The sequence below is a fragment of the Amycolatopsis mongoliensis genome, from assembly GCF_030285665.1.
GTDB classification, from domain to species: domain Bacteria; phylum Actinomycetota; class Actinomycetes; order Mycobacteriales; family Pseudonocardiaceae; genus Amycolatopsis; species Amycolatopsis mongoliensis.
In genome coordinates this window covers 171,828-190,351 of the sequence record NZ_CP127295.1, presented here as the reverse complement: position 1 = coordinate 190,351, position 18,524 = coordinate 171,828, and the positions used below count along the sequence as shown (strand labels likewise).

Annotated in this window: 22 protein-coding genes; 21 read left to right on the top strand and 1 reads right to left on the bottom strand. The window is 71.4% G+C overall.

What is annotated here, in order from left to right; all coding sequences use genetic code 11:
* Nucleotides 1-133: 133 nt before the first annotated feature.
* The 16 genes from QRX60_RS00905 (at nt 134) to QRX60_RS00830 (ending at nt 12,880) form a co-directional block, all read left to right on the top strand.
* A complete protein-coding gene (locus QRX60_RS00905) occupies nt 134-859 on the top strand; it encodes a CPBP family intramembrane glutamic endopeptidase (RefSeq protein ID WP_285998882.1) in 726 nt (241 codons plus the stop codon).
* A 101-nt stretch (nt 860-960) separates the two neighbouring features.
* A complete protein-coding gene (locus tag QRX60_RS00900) occupies nt 961-1,764 on the top strand; it encodes a CPBP family intramembrane glutamic endopeptidase (protein WP_285998881.1) in 804 nt (267 codons plus the stop codon).
* A gap of 171 nt (nt 1,765-1,935) precedes the next feature.
* Nucleotides 1,936-2,379 (top strand): 30S ribosomal protein S16, encoded by a 444-nt coding sequence (gene rpsP / locus QRX60_RS00895; RefSeq protein WP_043780385.1) that lies wholly within the window; start codon nt 1,936-1,938, stop codon nt 2,377-2,379.
* A complete protein-coding gene (locus QRX60_RS00890; RefSeq protein ID WP_003103110.1) occupies nt 2,376-2,615 on the top strand; it encodes an RNA-binding protein in 240 nt (79 codons plus the stop codon). Before rpsP ends, QRX60_RS00890 begins: the two co-directional genes overlap by 4 nt.
* A 22-nt stretch (nt 2,616-2,637) precedes the next feature.
* Complete coding sequence (rimM, locus tag QRX60_RS00885) at nt 2,638-3,150, top strand: ribosome maturation factor RimM (protein WP_285998880.1); 513 nt, start codon at nt 2,638-2,640, stop codon at nt 3,148-3,150.
* Nucleotides 3,147-3,851, top strand: coding sequence for a hypothetical protein (locus QRX60_RS00880; protein ID WP_285998879.1), 705 nt, complete (start codon nt 3,147-3,149; stop codon nt 3,849-3,851). The genes rimM and QRX60_RS00880 overlap by 4 nt, the downstream gene beginning before the upstream one ends.
* 4 nt (nt 3,852-3,855) lie before the next feature.
* A complete protein-coding gene (gene trmD, locus QRX60_RS00875) occupies nt 3,856-4,602 on the top strand; it encodes a tRNA (guanosine(37)-N1)-methyltransferase TrmD (RefSeq protein ID WP_285998878.1) in 747 nt (248 codons plus the stop codon).
* 167 nt (nt 4,603-4,769) lie between these two features.
* Nucleotides 4,770-5,138: a 50S ribosomal protein L19 gene (gene rplS / locus QRX60_RS00870; RefSeq protein WP_155545319.1), complete on the top strand. Its 369-nt coding sequence runs from the start codon at nt 4,770-4,772 to the stop codon at nt 5,136-5,138.
* Between the two features lie 31 nt (nt 5,139-5,169).
* Entirely contained in the window at nt 5,170-6,108 is a 939-nt protein-coding gene (gene lepB, locus QRX60_RS00865) for a signal peptidase I (protein ID WP_285998877.1), read from the top strand.
* A gap of 91 nt (nt 6,109-6,199) precedes the next feature.
* Nucleotides 6,200-7,042 carry a ribonuclease HII gene (locus QRX60_RS00860; protein WP_286003465.1) on the top strand — a complete coding sequence of 281 codons (843 nt, stop codon included), beginning with the start codon at nt 6,200-6,202 and terminating at the stop codon, nt 7,040-7,042.
* A complete protein-coding gene (locus QRX60_RS00855) occupies nt 7,039-7,362 on the top strand; it encodes a DUF2469 domain-containing protein (protein WP_003096226.1) in 324 nt (107 codons plus the stop codon). Before QRX60_RS00860 ends, QRX60_RS00855 begins: the two co-directional genes overlap by 4 nt.
* Before the next feature lie 268 nt (nt 7,363-7,630).
* Entirely contained in the window at nt 7,631-8,008 is a 378-nt protein-coding gene (locus QRX60_RS00850) for a YraN family protein (RefSeq protein WP_285998876.1), read from the top strand.
* A complete protein-coding gene (locus tag QRX60_RS00845; RefSeq protein WP_285998875.1) occupies nt 8,008-9,519 on the top strand; it encodes a YifB family Mg chelatase-like AAA ATPase in 1,512 nt (503 codons plus the stop codon). The genes QRX60_RS00850 and QRX60_RS00845 overlap by 1 nt, the downstream gene beginning before the upstream one ends.
* Before the next feature lie 176 nt (nt 9,520-9,695).
* Nucleotides 9,696-10,835 carry a DNA-processing protein DprA gene (gene dprA / locus QRX60_RS00840; protein ID WP_285998874.1) on the top strand — a complete coding sequence of 380 codons (1,140 nt, stop codon included), beginning with the start codon at nt 9,696-9,698 and terminating at the stop codon, nt 10,833-10,835.
* A gap of 103 nt (nt 10,836-10,938) precedes the next feature.
* Entirely contained in the window at nt 10,939-11,922 is a 984-nt protein-coding gene (locus QRX60_RS00835) for a tyrosine recombinase XerC (RefSeq protein WP_285998873.1), read from the top strand.
* Nucleotides 11,923-12,031: 109 nt separating this feature from the next.
* Entirely contained in the window at nt 12,032-12,880 is an 849-nt protein-coding gene (locus QRX60_RS00830) for a FliA/WhiG family RNA polymerase sigma factor (RefSeq protein WP_285998872.1), read from the top strand.
* On the opposite strand, the gene QRX60_RS00825 is transcribed toward QRX60_RS00830, so the two are convergent.
* Nucleotides 12,881-13,378 carry a M23 family metallopeptidase gene (locus QRX60_RS00825; protein WP_285998871.1) on the bottom strand — a complete coding sequence of 166 codons (498 nt, stop codon included), beginning with the start codon at nt 13,376-13,378 and terminating at the stop codon, nt 12,881-12,883. It abuts the gene before it with no gap.
* Nucleotides 13,379-14,129: 751 nt separating this feature from the next.
* On the opposite strand from QRX60_RS00825, the gene rpsB reads away from it, so the two are divergent.
* From rpsB to QRX60_RS00800, 5 genes are all read left to right on the top strand, one after another.
* The gene (gene rpsB, locus QRX60_RS00820; protein WP_285998870.1) at nt 14,130-15,002 is read left to right on the top strand and encodes a 30S ribosomal protein S2; all 873 of its coding nucleotides are present in this window, start codon (nt 14,130-14,132) and stop codon (nt 15,000-15,002) included.
* A 92-nt stretch (nt 15,003-15,094) separates the two neighbouring features.
* Nucleotides 15,095-15,910, top strand: coding sequence for a translation elongation factor Ts (gene tsf / locus QRX60_RS00815; protein WP_285998869.1), 816 nt, complete (start codon nt 15,095-15,097; stop codon nt 15,908-15,910).
* A 153-nt stretch (nt 15,911-16,063) separates the two neighbouring features.
* On the top strand, nt 16,064-16,807 hold the full coding sequence (gene pyrH / locus QRX60_RS00810; RefSeq protein WP_072480944.1) for a UMP kinase: 744 nt from the start codon (nt 16,064-16,066) through the stop codon (nt 16,805-16,807).
* A gap of 49 nt (nt 16,808-16,856) precedes the next feature.
* On the top strand, nt 16,857-17,414 hold the full coding sequence (gene frr / locus QRX60_RS00805) for a ribosome recycling factor (protein ID WP_155545327.1): 558 nt from the start codon (nt 16,857-16,859) through the stop codon (nt 17,412-17,414).
* Nucleotides 17,414-18,466, top strand: a complete 1,053-nt coding sequence (locus QRX60_RS00800) for a phosphatidate cytidylyltransferase (RefSeq protein WP_285998868.1) — start codon at nt 17,414-17,416, stop codon at nt 18,464-18,466. Before frr ends, QRX60_RS00800 begins: the two co-directional genes overlap by 1 nt.
* The last annotated feature ends 58 nt before the right edge of the window (nt 18,467-18,524 follow it).

Genomic DNA, 18,524 nt, shown 5'->3' with positions numbered 1-18,524 from the left:
CCTTGCGGGGTCGGCACGTTGTCGATCCGACCAAAAGCAGGCGGACACGTTCCGCGGCCGGTCAGCGCAAGGCACCGGTTTCCGCCGTGGCTGCTGTCGGATCGGCAATCAACGGCACAGTAGCGTTGGGTCCGTGACGGACGACGACGGCGCACGGCGCGTGCTGGGGGCGCACTGGTGTTTCGTGGCGTTCTTCGTGGGGATCGCCGGCTACTACCTGATCAACCTCGTCATCGCCGCGGCGGTCAACCGCAACGTCGGCGAGTTCGACCCCCTCGAGCTGCACGACATCGGCCCGTTGCTGCTCCTCGCGTTCGTGCCCAACCTCCTGCTCGGCCTCGGCCCGGCGGTGGGTTCGTGGCGCTGGGGCGAGGGCCTGCGCGCCGACTTCGGGCTGAAGCCGACCTGGCGCGACGTCCGGATCGGCCTCGCCTGCGGCGCGCTGGCGCTGGTCGTCGGCTACGGGCTCAACCTGATGCTGATCGCCGTCTACGGCGCCGACGACGTCTCCGACAGCCCGCTGAGCGACCTCGCCGACACCTTCGACGGCGACACCGTCTGGCTGGTGCTCGCCGCGGTGATCGTCATCGCCGGCGCGCCGATCACCGAGGAGCTGCTGGTCCGCGGCACGCTGTGGAACGCGCTGCAGTTCCACCGGGTACCGCCGTGGGTGGTGCTCATCCTGACCTCGCTGGTGTTCGCCCAGCTGCACGGCGAGCCGACCCGCACGATCGCCCTCTTCGGCCAGGGCATCGCGATCGGGCTGGCCCGGCACCTGTCCGGCCGGGTGAGCGCCGGGGTGATCGCCCACGCGGCCAACAACCTGCCGCCCGCCGTCCTGCTGTTCGTCGCGCACTGAGCGGTTGCGAAGATCGATGGACAGTAGTCGGACGGATACTGTGTGATCACTCTCCGGCGGCTAGGCTCGGGACAGGAGCCGACGATCGCGGAGGGCAACGCGTGACCACTTCCCAGCCCCGGGACCCGGCTCCCGACGCCGCGCCGTTCCCCGAGCCCGAGGAGCCCGCCGCGACCGCTTTCCTGCCGCCCGCCCAGCGCCACCGCTGGGGCTTCGGGGCCTTCCTGCTCGTCGAGGCCGTGCTGCTGGCCTCGGCCGCGTTCGTGTCCGTGCTGGTCGGCGACACCGGGCCCGGCCCGCTGCCGATCCGGGTCGTGCTGCTCGGCACCATGCTGCCGACGATGATCGCGGCCGGCGTCGCGGTGCTGATCACGTACGTGCGGGGCAACGGCCCCTTCGCAGACCTGCGGCTGGAGTGGCGCTGGGCCGACGTGAAGACCGGGTTCCGCTTCGGCTGCGTCGGGCTCGTCTTCACCACCATCGGCGCCTACCTCTGGACGCAGCTGGTCGGCAACGCCAACGCGACGTCGGCGATCAGCGCACTGGTGGAGGACCGGAAGATGTCCGTCTCGGCGGCCGTCGTGATGTTCGTCTACCTGTGGCTGCTCGGCCCGATCTGCGAAGAGGTCATCTACCGGGGGCTGCTCTGGGGCGCCGCCGAACAGCTGCAGTGGCGCAGCGAGCGCTGGGGCCGGGTCGCGGCGTTCCTGCTGTCCACGGCGGTGTTCGCGGCGAGCCACCTGGAGCCGCTGCGCACGACGTTGCTGCTGGTCATCGCGGTACCGATCGGCCTGGCCCGGCTGGTCACCGGACGGCTGCCGGGCAGCATCGTCGCGCACCAGGTGAACAACTTCCTGCCGGCGCTGACCATCCTGCTCGGGGCGCTCGGAGTGGCCTCTTTCTGAGCCTCTTTCCCGGTGCGCGGGGACCGTCTGGCAGAATGGTGCACTGCCTGCTTCCGCCGGACCCTCTCACCGTGCGAAAGCTCCTGACCTTCGGGTGCCCGCGTCCGTGTCCCCACTCGGCCCGCGTGCGCCCAGCCCAGCACCAGAGAGATTCGAGGAGAACCCACACCCGTGGCCGTCAAGATCAAGCTGCAGCGCCTCGGCAAGATCCGTGCGCCGTACTACCGCATCATCGTCGCCGACGCGCGCACCCGCCGGGACGGCAAGGCCATCGAGACGATCGGCAAGTACCACCCGAAGGAAGAGCCGAGCCTGATCGAGGTCGTCTCCGAGCGCGCCCAGTACTGGCTGGGTGTCGGCGCGCAGCCGACCGAGCCGGTCCAGCGCCTGCTCGAGATCACCGGTGACTGGCAGAAGTTCAAGGGCCTGCCGGGCGCCGAGGGCACCCTGAAGGTGGCCGAGCCGAAGCCGTCCAAGCAGGACCTGTTCAACGCGGCCCTGGCCGCGGCCGGCGAGGAGCCCTCCACCGAGGCCACCACGCCGAAGAAGAAGTCCGCCCCGAAGAAGGCCGAGGCCGAGAAGGCGGAGGCCGCTGAGGGCGAGAAGTCCGAGTGAGTTTCCTCGCGGACTCCCTCGAGCACCTGGTGCGCGGGATCGTCGACAACCCGGACGAGGTCCGGGTCGAGCTGCTGACCACCCGTCGTGGCCGCACGCTCGAGGTGCACGTGCACCCCGACGACCTCGGCAAGGTGATCGGCCGGGGTGGTCGCACGGCGACCGCCCTGCGCACCGTCATGGGCGGCATCGGTGGCCGCGGCGTCCGGGTGGACGTCGTCGACACCGATCGCTGAGCCCCTTTCGGAAACGGTCAGGATGGACGTCGTAGTCGGCCGAATCGCCAAGGCGCACGGCATCCGCGGGGAACTCGCGGTGGACGTGCGCACGGACTCGCCGGACGAGCGGTTCAGGGTCGGTGTGGCCGTGACGACGAAGCTGCGTGACGGCAGCAAGAGGGAACTCACCATCGCAGCCGCCCGCGAACACAGCGGGCGGCTGCTGGTGCGTTTCGAGGAGGTCCTGACCCGCGACGTCGCCGAGACGCTGCGGGGGGCACTCCTGCTCGCCGACACGGACACGCTGCCGCCGACTTCGGACCCCGACGAGTTCTACGACCACGAGCTGGCCGGCCTGCGGGCCGAGCTGACCGACGGGACGGTCGTCGGCAAGGTCGTCGAGGTCGTCCACTCGCCCGCGGGCGAACTGCTGGAGCTCGACGTCGAGGGCCGCGAAGTCCTGGTGCCGTTCGTCCGCGCGATCGTCCCCACGGTGGACGTCGCGGGCGGCCGGGTCGTGCTCGACCCCCCGGAAGGGCTCCTCGACGCATGAGAGCCTGGCAGGCCGCGCTCGGTGCGCTGCTCTTCGTCGTGGCCACGGCGGCGCCCGCTCAGGCGGCGAGCCCCACGTACGGCGACTTCTCGCTGATGTTCCAGCGCAGCGCCGGCCAGTACGCGCCGCCGGGGGAGAAGGCCTACCAGTGGGCCTGGTCGCCGCAGTCGGCCACCGAGTCGCGGATCTCCTGGGGCGACCCGGTCACCTGGCCGCCTTCGTACGCGGAGCACTTCGTCCGCGACGGCGACTGGGTGCTCCTCGACGGCTGGGGCGACAACAGCACTTACTACACCGAGCGCGTCACCAGCGAGTCCCTCTGCCAGGGCGGCACCTGCGCGCCGCTGCCTTCGCACGGGGGACAACAGCACTACGTCCGCTGGGCCGTCCCGTCTTCGGACTACCAGCTGGTCGCCGAGGGGACCGTCACGGAGCAGAGCAGCGGCAAGTCCTTCCGGTTCAAGCACGTGCAGACCTGGCACGCGCCCGCACCGTGCAGCTCGGCCCGCTTCGGTGCCCGGACGTGCATCACGCAGAGCGAGTCCTGGTCGTCCGACCAGGATCTGCCCGCCGGCTCGCCGCTCCGCGAGACGAAGCGCCGCGACATCCGGATCGCCCAGGGGCTCGGCATGGCCTTCACGATCGACCAGCAGGTCGAGTCTCCCTGGCACGCCGAGGCCACCGAATACTGGAAGTGGTGACCGCTTGCGCATCGACGTCGTCACGATCTTCCCCGAATACCTCGACCCGCTGCGCGCCGCGCTGCTGGGCCGGGCCATCGACCGCGGCCTGATCGAGGTCGGCGTGCACGACCTGCGTGAATGGACCCACGACGTCCACCGCGCGGTCGACGACGCGCCGTACGGCGGCGGGCCCGGCATGGTGATGAAACCGCAGATCTGGGGGCCGGCCCTGGACGACGTCTGCCGGCCGGAGACGCGTCTGGTCGTGCCGACGCCGGCGGGCAGGCCGTTCACCCAGGAGCTCGCGCACGCCTACGCCGAGGAGAAGCACCTGGTCTTCGCCTGCGGCCGCTACGAGGGCATCGACCAGCGGGTCGTCGACGACGCCGCCCGCCGGATGCCGGTCGACGAGGTGTCGATCGGCGACTACGTGCTGGTCGGCGGCGAGGCGGCGGTGCTGGTCATCGTCGAGGCCGTCGTCCGGCTCCTGCCCGGCGTGCTCGGCAACGCGCGGTCCGCCGCCGAGGACTCGTTCTCCGACGGCCTGCTCGAAGGGCCGAGCTACACCCGCCCGGAGGTCTGGCGGGACCTGGCGGTGCCGGACGTCCTGCGGTCCGGCAACCACGCGCTGATCGACCGCTGGCGGCGTGACCAGGCCCTGGAGCGCACCGCCCGCCGCCGCCCCGATCTCCTGGCGGCCCTGCCGGAAGGTAGTCTCGACAAGCATGATCGCGGGGTCCTGGAGGGCTTGGACCCCGAGCGGGCTTAGGGCCGGTTACTCGACCGGTGCCGGCGTCTGTAATACTTGACAGGTTGGCGTGAGTGGACTTCCTCGTTCACGAGCCCGCCATCAGCCCCCTGGGTCGCCCGCAGCGGCGTCGTTGCGCGCCTGGGGGATGTGTACGCAAGCCATACGAAGACGAGGACGGACCACCGATGAACACCCTGGACGCGCTGGACAAGCAGTCACTGCGTTCCGACATCCCGGCCTTCCGCCCGGGCGACACGCTCAAGGTGCACGTCCGCGTCATCGAGGGCAACCGTGAGCGCAACCAGGTCTTCCAGGGCGTCGTGATCCGCCGTCAGGGCGGCGGCATCCGGGAGACCTTCACCGTTCGCAAGGTCTCCTTCGGTGTCGGCGTGGAGCGCACCTTCCCGGTGCACTCGCCGAACGTGGCCGAGGTCGAGGTCCACAAGCGCGGTGACGTGCGGCGCGCGAAGCTGTACTACCTGCGCGACCTGCGCGGCAAGAAGGCCAAGATCAAGGAGCGCCGCGAGAACCGCGAGACGGCGTCGGCTAACTGAGTCACAACCCGGTTACCGGTAGCCTGACGACGTGGCCGAACCCGTGTCCCAGAACGCTCCTGAGGATGACCCCGATCGCTCCGAGGAGGACCAGCCAAGGCGGTCCCGCTCCGAGGAGCGCGGGGGATCCCGACGGCGGCGAGCCAAGCCCGCCAAGAAACGGTCGTTCTGGAAGGAACTGCCGATCCTGCTCGTGATCGCCCTGGTGCTCACGATCCTGATCCAGACATTCCTCGCGAAGGTCTTCATGATCCCCTCGGGGTCCATGGAGGCCACCCTGCACGGGTGCCCCGGATGCACCGGTGACCGGATTCTCGTCGACCGGGTCACCTACGACTTCACCGAGCCCTCGCCGGGTGACGTGATCGTGTTCAAGGGTCCGCCGGCGTGGGTGAACAACGAGATCGCGCCGCAGGAGTCGAGCAACATCATCGTCCAGGGCCTGCGCGGTCTTGGCTCGCTGGTCGGGTTCGCCCCGCCGGACGAGCGCGACTTCGTCAAGCGCGTGATCGCGGTCGGCGGCCAGACCGTCCAGTGCTGCGACACGCAGGGCAGGGTCGTCGTGGACGGCAAGGGGCTCGACGAGCCGTACGTCCACTGGGAAGACCCCTCCAACCAGACGGAACGCGCCTTCGAGCCGGTCAAGGTCCCGGCCGGGACGGTCTGGGTCATGGGCGACAACCGGAACAACTCCGACGACTCCCGGTTCCAGGGCGGCGGCGGCGTGAACGGCGCGGTCCCCGTGGACAACATCATCGGCAAGGCGCGGATCATCGTCCTGCCGCCGAGCCGGTGGGGCGGGATCACCGACCACAACCCGCAGGAAGCGGCTCAGCCGGCGGCGCTCGGTGCGCCGGCCTGGCAGAGTGGCCTCCCGCTCGGGGCCGGCATCGCGGCGGCGTGGCCGACGCTCTTCGTCGGGCGCAAGCTCAAGTCCGGAGTACGCCGGGCGGCCGGGCGGAAACGCTAGCCACCCCGATCCGTGCCGGCAGACGGGTGATCCAGCCTTGACTCTTCCCGTTCCCCTCACCGCGGCCGAGCCGATCCGGCCGCCGCGGGCCGTGGTGCGCGGCGACCTCTTCTGGGGTCTGCAGGGCGCGCTCGACCGCCGTGGCCTCGGCCCGGTCGCCGGTGTGGACGAAGCAGGCGCCGGGGCGTGCGCGGGGCCGTTGGTGGTCGCGGCGTGCGTGCTCAAGCAGGGCGACGCGGCGAAGCTGACCGAGTTGACGGACTCCAAGCTGATGACGGCCAAGGCGCGCGACCGGGTCTACGACCTGGTCCTCGCCCGGGCCGTCGACTACTCCGTGATCGTCATCCCCACGGAGGAGGTCGACCTCTACGGCATCCGGGTGATGAACCTGGAGGGCATGCGGCGCGCCGCGGCGGCGCTGCGCGTGTCCCCGGGCTACGTCCTCACCGACGGTTTCCGGGTCCCGGGCCTCACGGCCCCGAACGCGGCGGTGATCAAGGGCGACCGCTCGGTGGCGTGCATCGCGGCCGCGTCGGTGCTGGCGAAGGTGACGCGCGACCGCATCATGGCGGGCTACCACGACGACCTCCCGCACTACGGTTTCGACGTGCACAAGGGTTACAGCACGAGCGACCACCTGGCGGCGCTGCGCGAGCACGGTCCCAGCGACGTCCACCGGTGGTCGTACACGAACGTCGCCACGGTGGCCGTCAAGCACGGCGTGCGGCCCGCGCGGCCGGTCCTGCTGACCTACGCGGCGCTGGAAAAGGCCATGGAGGCCGGCGCCGCCGCGGGGCTCGCCGCGGCCCTCGACGAGGCACTCGAGCCACAACTCAGCCTGCCGCTGCATGCCCCGGCCGCGGGAGTGGGTCACAATGAACGCTCCGCCGGCGGAGCAGCAGCACGATCCCGAGGAGGGGCGCGGATTTCATGAGCGCAGAGGATCTCGAGAAGTACGAGACCGAGATGGAGCTCTCGCTGTACCGCGAGTACCGCGACATAGTCGGCCAGTTCTCGTACGTGGTGGAGACCGAGCGGCGGTTCTACCTGGCGAACGCGGTCGACGTCCAGGTCCGCGACGGCGGCGGCGAGGTGTACTTCGAGGTCCGCATGTCCGACGCGTGGGTCTGGGACATGTACCGCCCGGCCCGCTTCGTCAAGCACGTCCGGGTCATCACGTTCAAGGACGTCAACGTCGAGGAGCTCGACAAGCCGGACCTCCGGCTGCCCGAAGACGGCCCGTTCTCGGGCTGAACCGGTTCTTTCACCGCGCCGGCTCGTCCTCGTGACGGGCCGGCGCGGTTCGTTTGCGTGATCTTTTCGCGCCCTAGCACAGCGGGCCGACAGTTCCGCGCTTTCCGGCGCTTTCCGTGGACCGGTTGTCCACATACCCCCGGTTGTCCACAGTCCGGCGATCCCGGTCTGGTTTCGCCGCCTCGCCCCCTGGCATCGTCGAACGCACACGCACCGTGATCGCCGGGACCGCCCCGGTGACCGGCGCACCGACGAGGGGGCGAACACGATGACGGGCACCGACCAGCTCGCAAGACACCGCCGCGACCTGGGCGCGTGGGGCGAAGACCTCGCCGCCCGGCACCTGCAGGACCGCGGCCTCGTCCTGCTCGGCCGCAACTGGCGCTGCCGCGAAGGCGAGATCGACCTCATCCTCACCGACCGCACCCGCGTCGTCTTCTGCGAGGTGAAGACCCGCACCGGCACCGAGTTCGGCCTGCCGTCGGAGACCGTCACCGAGGAGAAGGCCGGGCGCGTGCGCCGCGCCGCCCAACGCTGGCTGCGCGAGTTCCGGATCGGCTGGTGCCCGGTCCGCTACGACGTCGTGACGATCCTCGCCGAGCCCGGCACGCGCCCCCGCGTCCAGCACATCGAGGCGGCGTTCTGATGCCCATCGCCAAAGCCTGGAGTGTCGCCTTGCTGGGCATCGACGGCCGGGTCATCGAGATCGAGGCCGACCTCGGCGGCGGGCTGAGCCGCGTCACCCTGGTCGGTCTGCCCGACGCCGGGCTGCGCGAGGCCAAGGACCGCGTGCGCTCGGCCGTCCGCAACTCCGGCCAACCCTGGCCGGACGGCAAGGTGACGCTCGGCCTGTCCCCGGCGAACCTCCCGAAGGTCGGCTCGGCGTACGACCTCGGCATCGCGGCCGCGGTGCTCGCGGCGACGGGTTCGGTCCCGGCGACGCGGCTGCTCGGCACGGTGCTGCTGGGCGAGCTCGCTCTCGACGGCCGCGTCCGCCCGGTCCGCGGGATCCTCCCGGGCCTCCTGGCGGCCCGCGCGGCCGGCTGCGAACGAGCCGTCGTCCCGGCGGACTCGCTGGTCGAAGCGGGGTTGGTGGACGGTATCGACGTCGCGGGCGCGGCCCACCTGCGCGACCTGGTGGCGTGGCTGAAGAACGAGGCCGGCCTGGTGCCTCCGGAACCCCCGGCGCCGCCGACACCACCGGCGGTGCCGGACCTCGCCGACGTCGTCGGCCAGCCGGAGGCGCGCTGGGCGCTGGAGGTCGCGGCGGCGGGCGGGCACCACCTCCTGCTCACCGGGCCACCGGGCGTCGGCAAGACGATGCTCGCCCGTCGTCTGCCCGGACTCTTGCCGCGCCTGTCCCACGAGGAATCTCTGGAGGTGACGGCGGTGCACTCGGTCGACGGCTCGCTGTCGAAGTCGTCGCCCCTGGTCACGGTGCCGCCGTTCGTGGCCCCGCACCACTCGATCACGGTGGCGGCCTTGATCGGCGGCGGCAGTGGCCTGGCCGCACCGGGCGCGATCAGCCGAGCCCACCGCGGCGTCCTGTTCCTGGACGAGGTCTGCGAGTTCGGCGGCCAGCGCCTGGAGTCGCTGCGCACGGTCCTCGAGGAGGGCGAGGTCCGCATCGCCCGGGTCAAGGGCTCGATCACGTACCCGGCGCGGTTCCAGCTGATCCTGGCCACCAACCCGTGCGCGTGCGCACCCCCGAAGGACGCCGACTGCGTGTGCTCGCCGACAGCCCGCCGCCGCTACCTCGGCCGGCTGTCGGGCCCGCTGCTGGACCGCGTCGACCTCCGAGTCCGCTTACGGCCCCTGAGCGCGATCAACGCTCACGACACGGGAACGGCGGAGTCCTCGGAAACGGTCCGCGCCCGGGTCCTGCAGGCCCGCGACCGGGCGGCCCACCGTTGGCAGGCCCACGGCTGGCGATCGAACTCGGAGGTCCCGGGCCCGGCCTTGCGGCGCGAGTTCACGCTCTCGCCGGCCGCGACGCAGTTGCTGGACCGGGCGATGGACCGCGGAGCCCTGAGCGGCCGGGGCGCGGACCGCTGCCTGCGCATCGCCTGGACCCTGGCCGACCTGGACGGCGAGGGACGCCCCGGCACCGACCAGGTCGGCTCGGCGCTGGCCTTCCGTGAGCGGGTGGCGGCATGAGTTCCGGCGAGCAGCACGAGGCACGCTTGCCCGTGGGCGACGGCGTGACTCCCGGCGAGTGCCACGCGGCAGGCGGCGCCGTGAGCCCCGACAACTCCCGCCCGGCGCCTGCCGCTGCAGGTGGCGACGTGAGTCGCGACAGCCCTCGTTCGGCGCCTGCCGCTGCAGGTAGCCGCATGAGCCTCGACGAGTTGCGCCGAGCCCGCGCCTACCTCCTGCGGGTAGCGGAGCCCCCAGCCGCGGCGCTGGTCGCGTTCGTGGCCCAACACGGCCCCATCGACGCAGCCGCCCGGGTCCGCCGAGGCGACTGTCCGCCGGAGGTGCTCAAGGCGACCGAAGCGCGTCGTGAGTACGACCTCGTCGGCCAGGACTTCGCGCGGGCCGCCGCGGCCGGTGCCCGGCTGGTCGTGCCGGAGGACGACGAGTGGCCCGCCTGGCCCCTGCTCGCCCTTGAACTCGCGGCCCGGCGCGGGGTGTCCGAAGCCGCGCCTCCGGTGGCGTTGTGGGTCGCCGGCGACGTCGCGCTCGGTACCGCTGCCGATCGGGCCGTCGCCGTGGTCGGAGCGCGGGCAGCCACCGAGTACGGCGAGCACCACGCCGCCGAGCTGTCGTACGGGCTGGCCACCCGGGGCGTCCCGGTGTTCTCGGGTGCGGCCTACGGCATCGATGGTGCCGCCCACCGTGGGGCACTCGCCGCGGAAGGGGTCACCGTCGCGGTGCTCGGCTGCGCCGTCGACGCGGGCTACCCGGCGGGCCACGTCGGGCTGCTGAACCGGATCGTCCGCAACGGCGGCGCGGTCGTCAGCGAGTACCCGCCCGGCACCCCGCCGGCCCGGCACCGCTTCCTCGTCCGCAACCGGCTCATCGCCGCGCTCACCGAGGGCACCCTGGTCGTCGAGGCCGGACGCCGCAGCGGCGCGCGCAACACCGCGAGCACCGCCGGCGCGCTCGGCAAGGTGGTGATGGCGGTGCCGGGGCCCGTCTCGTCCGGGATGTCCGTCGGCTGCCACGAGCTGATCCGCGACGCCCGGGCGACGCTCGTCTCGACCGTCGACGAGGTCCTCGAGACCGTGGGCCGCTTCGGCATCGCCGAGGACCCGGCCGCCCGGCCGAAACGTCCCACCGACCGGCTGGGCCCCGAGGCGTTGCGGGCGTACGAGGCGCTGGCCGTGCGCGCCGACCGGTCCGACGCCGAAATCGCGACCGAATCCGGGCTCCCGCTGCGGAAAGTGCGGGCCCTGCTGCCGGCGCTGGAGATCGACGGATTCGCGGTCCGCGGGGAAGCGGGGTGGCGACGACGGAGGGAAAGCGCGTGAACGCCACGAATTCCGGGCGAAATCGTCGAAAGTGTTCGGCCGGTCCGGTGGGCCCGCGTGGCGATCCTTGACCGATGGCGGTTGTTCGCGCAGCGTGACATCCATGCCGCCGCCATCACGCTCCGGCCAGGGCCGCCGTCCGGACCTGCGCGCGCTCCGGGCCGGGCTGCCCGAGCCGGTCCAGGCCGTCGTCACCGGCTACGAACGGCACCTCGGGCTGGAACGAGGCCTGTCCGCGCACACCGTCCGGGCGTACGTCGGCGATGCGGTGTCGCTGCTGGCGTTCGTCGTGGACGGCGGTGGCGAGCTCGCGGAGCTGGACCTCGCCCGGCTGCGGGCGTGGCTCGCCGCCCAGCAGGCCGGCGGGGCGAGCCGGACGACGCTCGCGAGGCGGGCCGCCTCGGCGCGGACGTTCACCGCCTGGGCGCACCGCACCGGCGTCCTCGCCACCGACCCGGGCGGGCGGCTCGCCGCCCCGCGGGCGCACCGCACCCTGCCCGGGGTGCTGCGCGCCGGGCAGGCGGGGGAGGTCATGCAGGCGTCGGCGGCCGGCGCGGCCCAGCGCGATCCTGTCGCACTGCGTGATCGCGCGATCGTCGAACTGCTCTACGCAACCGGCATCCGCGTGTCCGAGTTGTGCGGGTTGGACGTCGGCGAGGCAGATTTCTCCCGTCGTGTCGTGAAGGTGCTCGGCAAGGGCGGCAAGGAGCGCGTGGTGCCGTTCGGCGTCCCGGCGGGGCAAGCGCTGGACGACTGGATCACCGAGGGACGGCCGAAGATCGCCGCGGAAAGCGCCGGTGACGGCGTCGAGCCTGCGCTTTTCCTCGGAGTGCGGGGGAAACGCCTCGACCCGCGTGCGGTGCGGCGCGTGGTGCACGACGCCGTCACGGCGGTGCCCGGAGCCACCGACATGGGGCCCCACGGCCTGCGACATTCGGCGGCGACGCATCTGCTGGAGGGCGGTGCCGATCTCAGGAGCGTTCAGGAACTGCTTGGTCACGCTACGCTTGCCACGACGCAGCTCTACACTCATGTGACCGTCGACCGGTTGAAAGCGATCCATGACCGAGCGCACCCCAGGGCCTGAGGCGGCCCGGGGAGTCTCGCCGGGGTCGTCACCAGCGGGCCCGGCGGCGCACGCGCATCCGCACGAGCACGGAGACGACACTGAGCCGCATGCCGAGAACGACTGTGCAATGACCGCAGGACCGCACGTGACCGACGCCACCGGAGTGACCACTCGCGGTGACGCCGCCGTGCCCGCGGAAGCGCGGGCCGGCTACGACGTCGACGCCGGGATCGCGGCGCTGTGGCGGCAGTTCGCCGACAGCCCCGACCAGACGTCGCGCGATCGGCTCGTGCTGCACTACGCCCCGCTGGTCAAGTACGTCGCGGGCCGGGTCGGCACCGGCCTGCCGACCCACGTCGACGTGGGCGACCTCGTGCAGTCCGGCATCTTCGGGCTCGTCGACGCGATCGAGAAGTTCGACCCCGAGCGCGGCCTGCGCTTCGAGACGTACGCGATGCAGCGCATCCGCGGCGCGATCCTCGACGACCTCCGTTCGCAGGACTGGGTGCCGCGCGCCGTCCGCAGCAAGGCCAAGGAGGCCGAGCGCGCGATGGAACGCCTCGGCGCCCGCCTGAACCGCACCCCGACGGACGCGGAGCTCGCCGCCGAGCTCGGCATCGGCCTCGACGACCTGCGCGACTTCTACGGCCAGCTGCAGCTCACCAGCGTCGTCGCGCTGGAGGACCTGGTGGCCGCGGGCAAGGACAGCGGCTCGCTGGTCGACACGCTGCCCGACGACGACGCCGTCGACCCGGTCGCGGTGCTCGTCGACCAGGACAACCGCCGCCAGCTCGCGCAGGCCATCGCGCAGCTGACCGAGCGCGACAAGATCGTGGTCAGCCTCTACTACTTCGAGAGCCTGACCCTCGCCGAGATCGGCAAGGTCCTCGGGGTCACCGAGTCGCGGGTCAGCCAGCTGCACACGCGGGCGGTCATGCGGCTGCGCGCCAAGCTGGTCGAGCAGACCGGCTCCTGATCACGGACCACCTCCCCACGGCTTGAGCCGGAACTCGCCGACCTCCCCGGTCAGGGCGAGGGGATCGACGTACTCGTCGCCCCGCCGCACGCCCCAGTGCAGGCAGGCGGCGATCGCGCAGCCGGGGTGCCCGGCGAGGACGGACCCGAGCACCTGCCCCCGGTAGACCTGGTCCCCGACGGCCACCTTCGGCTCGACGGGCTCGTAGGTGGTGCGCAGGCCGCCGTCGTGGTCGACGGAGATGACGGGCCGCCCGGCCACGAGGCCGGCGAAGACGACGACCCCGGCATCGGCCGCGAGCACGTCCTGACCGGGCACGGCGGCCAGGTCGACGCCGCGGTGCCCGGCGCCGTAGGGCGTTTCCGGGGCGTCGAAGTACTTGGTGACCACCGGAACGGGTGACAACGGCCAGGCCAACCGCGCCTGCGGCACGGCTCGCGACCCGCCCGCCGGGTTCCGGAGCTCGGCCGACGAGGCGGAGGCCGGCCAGGGACCCACCGTGCGCGCGGTCGACCAGGACAACGCTGCCGATTCGGCGGGCTCTGCCGCGTAGGCGGAGATCCAAGCCTCTGGCGCTGCGAATCCGGCACTCGCTCGTTCGGCCGACCATGGCCGCGCCTCGTCCTCGGGCCCGGCCGGCTCACTCGGAAGCGGCACCGATGCTGGGCCGGAGTCGGCCGCCCAGGTGGCAGGCATCCCCAGCCCAGGTGACGCCACCACCCCTGATCGGGCCGGTCCGGCGTCGGCCTCCGTACTCTGTCCGGCCGACCACGCAGCCACCGATACCCCAGCGCCGCCCGCGACCACAAAACCGACCGTGACCAGGGCGATCACCGCCCAGCCACGACCCGATGCCCAGCACCGGAAACCCCTGATCAACTCCACGTCCCCAGCCTGCGGCACCGCAGACCCCCGCGGGGACCCGATGCGGAATCTGTGGATAACCGAACCCGATGTGGACAACTCCGTCCGTCCGCGGCCGCCGGTGGGGGAGGGGCTGGTGGCAGGGGGTAGAATCTTTTCCGCGGTCCGCGTGAGCGGGCTGACTTCGCGTGCACGTGCGCGTTCCCCCGGCTTCGCAGCACCAGCCGGGCGAGTCGCACGGTGTCCGGCGGTCCCTGAAGTCCTCGCTCCAGGGTCCGGGCACCGGCACGGGCACCAGGGCGAACGGCCACCCGGCCGCGAGCGACAAAACCGAGCAGCGCGCCACCGCGAGCGCGCACGACACAGAAGAGGTGTGATTCCGGCAATGGCCGTCGTCACCATGAAGCAGCTGCTCGACAGCGGCGTGCACTTCGGGCACCAGACGCGTCGGTGGAACCCGAAGATGAAGCGCTACATCTTCACCGAGCGCAACGGCATCTACATCATCGACCTGCAGCAGACGCTGACCTACATCGACCGCGCCTTCGAGTTCATCAAGGAAACCGTCGCGCACGGTGGCACGATCATGTTCGTCGGCACCAAGAAGCAGGCTCAGGAAGCGATCGCCAACGAGGCCGCGCGCGTGGGCATGCCCTACGTCAACCAGCGCTGGCTCGGCGGCATGCTGACCAACTTCCAGACCGTGCACAAGCGCCTCCTCCGCCTGAAGGAGCTCGAGTCGCAGGAGCAGACCGGCGGCTTCGCCGGCCTCACCAAGCGCGAGATCCTGACGCTGACCCGCGAGAAGGACAAGCTCGAGAAGACCCTCGGCGGCATCCGCGACATGTCGAAGGTGCCGAGCGCGGTGTGGATCGTCGACACGAAGAAGGAGCACATCGCCGTCGGCGAGGCTCGGAAGCTGAACATCCCGGTCGTCGCGATCCTGGACACCAACTGCGACCCGGACGAGGTCGACTACCCGATCCCGGGCAACGACGACGCCATCCGGTCGGCCGCGCTGCTGACCAAGGTCGTCGCCGAGGCCGCGGCCGCCGGTCTCATGCAGCGCTCCAGCCGCAACGGTGCTTCGGCCGACTCCAAGCCGGAGCCGGGTGTCGCCACCGACGAGCCGCTGGCCGAGTGGGAGAAGGAGCTGCTCGCCGGCTCCGAGACCGCCGCCGCCGACGCGACCGAGGCGGCCGCGGCCGTCGAGGCCCCGGTCGAGCCCGCCACCGAGCAGGCCACCGCCTCCTCCTGATGTCCACTGCCCGTGCGGCCGGCCCCGGGGCCGGCCGCACGGGTGTAGCAACCCAGAGATTTCACGTACCTGAAAAGGACGGATTTACCAGAATGGCGAACTACACCGCCGCTGACGTGAAGCGCCTGCGCGAGATGACCGGCGCCGGCATGATGGACTGCAAGAAGGCGCTGGAGGAGAACGACGGCGACTTCGAGAAGGCCGTCGAGTTCCTCCGCATCAAGGGCGCCAAGGACGTCGGCAAGCGCGCCGAGCGCGCCACCGCCGAGGGCCTGGTCACCGGCGATGGCGGCGTCCTGATCGAGCTCGACTCCGAGACCGACTTCGTCGCGAAGAACGCCGACTTCCAGGCGCTCGCCGCGAAGATCGTCGAGGTCGCGAAGACCCTCAAGACCAGCGACGTGGACGCCCTCAAGGGCGCCGAGCTGGAGGGCAAGACCGTCAACGAGGTCGTCCAGGAGCTCTCGGCCCGCATCGGCGAGAAGCTCGAGCTGCGCCGCGTCGTGTCCTTCGAGGGCCAGACCGCGACCTACCTGCACCGTCGCGGTTCCGACCTGCCGCCGGCCGTCGGCGTGCTCGTCGAGTTCACCGGTGACGACGCCGAGGCCGCCCGCGGGGCCGCCATGCAGGTCGCCGCGCTGCGCGCGAAGTACCTGACCCGCGACGAGGTGCCCGCCGAGATCGTCGAGAACGAGCGCTCCATCGCGGAGAAGACCGCTCGTGAAGAGGGCAAGCCGGAGCAGGCCCTGACGAAGATCATCGAGGGCAAGGTCAACGCCTACTACAAGGACAACGTGCTGCTCGAGCAGCCGTCGGTCAAGGACAACAAGAAGACCGTCAAGGCCCTGCTCGACGAGGCCGGCGTGACGGTGACCAAGTTCGCGCGGTTCGAGGTCGGCCAGGCCTGAGGCCAGGTCCGGGCGTAGGTTTCACCCCCAGTGCCCCGTCTCCGTCCATCGGGGACGGGGCACTGTCAGGTCTAGACAGCGAACAAGGGTCAAGGGCACCCGCCGACGTACTCCCTCCCGCGGAGGCGGCCAACAACACAGGAGGCGACATAGATGGGTGACCGGGTCGAAGGTGGCTACCGGCGGGTGCTGCTGAAACTGGGCGGCGAGATGTTCGGCGGTGGTTCGATCGGCGTCGATCCGGATGTCGTCCACTCGGTCGCGCAGCAGATCGCCGACGTCGCCCGCACCGGCGTCCAGGTCGCGGTCGTGATCGGCGGCGGCAACTACTTCCGCGGCGCCGAACTCTCGCAGCGCGGCATGGACCGCGACCGCGCCGACTACATGGCGATGCTGGGCACCGTGATGAACTGCCTGGCGCTGCAGGACTTCCTCGAGAAGGAGGGCCTGCCCACCCGCGTGCAGACCGCCATCACGATGGGCCAGGTCGCCGAGCCCTACATCCCGCGCCGCGCCGAGCGGCACCTGGAGAAGGGCCGCGTCGTGATCTTCGGCGCCGGGGTCGGCATGCCGTACTTCTCCACCGACACCGCGGCGGCGCAGCGGGCGCTCGAACTGGGCTGCGAGGCCGTGCTGATGGCCAAGGCCGTCGACGGCGTCTACACCGCGGACCCGAAGAGCGACCCGACCGCCGAGATGTTCCGCGAGATCACCCACCGCGAGGTGCTGGAGCGGGACCTCAAGGTCGCCGACGCGACGGCGTTCAGCCTCTGCATGGACAACAACATGCCGATCATCGTGTTCAATCTGCTCACCGAGGGGAACATCGCCCGCGCGGTGAGTGGTGAAAGAATCGGCACGTTGGTCAGTACCCCCGCCGACGGGGTGCCGGCCTAGACCTGCTGGGATCAGCAAGCGCCACACCATCACAACACCGGGAGTAGCCGTGATCGACGAGACCCTCCTCGACGCCGAGGAGAAGATGGAAAAAGCGGTGTCCGTCGCCAAGGACGACCTGACGTCGGTCCGCACCGGCCGGGCGACTTCGTCGATGTTCTCGCGCATCGTGGTCGACTACTACGGCGCGCCGACCCCGCTGAACCAGCTGGCCAGCGTGAACGTGCCGGAAGCCCGGATGGCGTTGATCAAGCCTTACGACCAGACGCAGCTGAACGCCATCGAGAAGGCCATCCGCGAGTCCGACCTCGGGGTCAACCCGAGCAACGACGGCAACGTGATCCGGATCGTCATCCCGCAGCTCACCGAGGAGCGGCGCAAGGAGATGGTCAAGGTCGCGAAGAGCAAGGGCGAGGACGCCCGGGTGACCATCCGCAGCATCCGCCGCAAGGCCAAGGAAGAGCTCGACCGCATCGGCAAGGACGGCGAAGCGGGCGAGGACGAGGTCGTGCGCGCGGAGAAGGAACTGCAGAACCTCACCGACACCTACTCGCACAAGGTCGACGAGCTGGTCAAGCACAAGGAAGCCGAGCTGCTCGAGGTCTGATGGCACAGGTGAGCGAGGAACGCGAGGACCGGGTGGACGCCACCGGGGAAGAGCACCCGGCGGCCGCTCCCGGCACACCGGAGCCGGCCGCGCCGGAGTTCCCGGGAACCGCCGAGGCGGGCCGCGCGCCCGTCACCCCGGCGGGGCCGGGAGGCTCGGTGCCGGCTGGGCCGGTGAGCGCGGCGGAGCCTTCGGCGGCCCCGGACCAGGGCGTGCCGGCGCCGGAGGCCAAGAAGGCCTCGAAGGCGGGCCGGAACCTGCCCGCGGCGATCGGCGTCGGGCTGCTGCTCGGCGCCGCGATCATCGTTTCCCTGCTCACCGTGCGCTTCCTGTTCATCGGGATCATCGCGATCGCGATCGCGGTCGGCACCTTCGAGTTCGCCGGGGTGCTGCGCCGGGTCGCCGGCACCCGGGTCGCGGTGATCCCGGTGCTCGTCGGCGGGCAGGCGATGATCTGGCTGGCCTGGCCGTTCGGCCGGGAAGGCGCGCTCACGGCGTTCGTCCTCACCGTGCTCGCATGCCTGCTGTGGCGCCTGCCCGGCGGTGCGAAGGGCTACCTGCTCGACATCAGCGCGTCGGCGTTCGCCGCCGCCTACCTGCCGCTCTTCGGCGCCTTCGCGGCGATGCTCGTGCCGCCCTCGGACGGTGTCGGGCGGGTCCTGACCTTCCTGATCGGCGTCGTCGCGTCCGACACCGGCGGCTACATCGCCGGCGTGCTCGGCGGCAAGCATCCGATGGCTCCCACCATCAGCCCGAAGAAGACCTGGGAAGGCTTCGGGGGTTCGCTGGTCGGCGGGGTCGTGGCCGGCGCGCTGACCCTCAGCCTGCTGCTGGACGGCCACGTCTGGCAGGGCGTGCTCTTCGGTGTCGCGATCGTGCTGACCGCGACCCTGGGCGACCTCGTCGAGTCGCTGATCAAGCGCGACCTCGGCGTCAAGGACATGGGCACGCTGCTGCCCGGCCACGGCGGGATCATGGACCGCCTCGACTCGCTGCTGCCTTCCGCGGTGGTCTCCTGGCTGCTGCTTTCGGCGTTCGTGCCGCTCGGCTGACCTGCGGTGCGAGGTTCCGCCTAAGAGCCGTAGGCGATGGTTCGTGGACCGCCGAAGC

Excerpts from the sequence above, each read along its gene's own strand:
- QRX60_RS00845 (WP_285998875.1), top strand. The coding sequence starts at position 8,008 with ATGCCCATCGCCAAAGCCTGGAGTGTCGCCTTGCTGGGCATCGACGGC.
- pyrH (WP_072480944.1), top strand. The coding sequence starts at position 16,064 with ATGGGTGACCGGGTCGAAGGTGGCTACCGGCGGGTGCTGCTGAAACTG.
- rimM (WP_285998880.1), top strand. The coding sequence starts at position 2,638 with ATGGACGTCGTAGTCGGCCGAATCGCCAAGGCGCACGGCATCCGCGGG.
- QRX60_RS00835 (WP_285998873.1), top strand. The coding sequence starts at position 10,939 with ATGCCGCCGCCATCACGCTCCGGCCAGGGCCGCCGTCCGGACCTGCGC.
- dprA (WP_285998874.1), top strand. The coding sequence starts at position 9,696 with ATGAGCCTCGACGAGTTGCGCCGAGCCCGCGCCTACCTCCTGCGGGTA.
- QRX60_RS00800 (WP_285998868.1), top strand. The coding sequence starts at position 17,414 with ATGGCACAGGTGAGCGAGGAACGCGAGGACCGGGTGGACGCCACCGGG.
- QRX60_RS00850 (WP_285998876.1), top strand. The coding sequence starts at position 7,631 with ATGACGGGCACCGACCAGCTCGCAAGACACCGCCGCGACCTGGGCGCG.
- QRX60_RS00880 (WP_285998879.1), top strand. The coding sequence starts at position 3,147 with ATGAGAGCCTGGCAGGCCGCGCTCGGTGCGCTGCTCTTCGTCGTGGCC.
- rplS (WP_155545319.1), top strand. The coding sequence starts at position 4,770 with ATGAACACCCTGGACGCGCTGGACAAGCAGTCACTGCGTTCCGACATC.
- rpsB (WP_285998870.1), top strand. The coding sequence starts at position 14,130 with ATGGCCGTCGTCACCATGAAGCAGCTGCTCGACAGCGGCGTGCACTTC.
- QRX60_RS00855 (WP_003096226.1), top strand. The coding sequence starts at position 7,039 with ATGAGCGCAGAGGATCTCGAGAAGTACGAGACCGAGATGGAGCTCTCG.
- QRX60_RS00830 (WP_285998872.1), top strand. The coding sequence starts at position 12,032 with ATGACCGCAGGACCGCACGTGACCGACGCCACCGGAGTGACCACTCGC.
- tsf (WP_285998869.1), top strand. The coding sequence starts at position 15,095 with ATGGCGAACTACACCGCCGCTGACGTGAAGCGCCTGCGCGAGATGACC.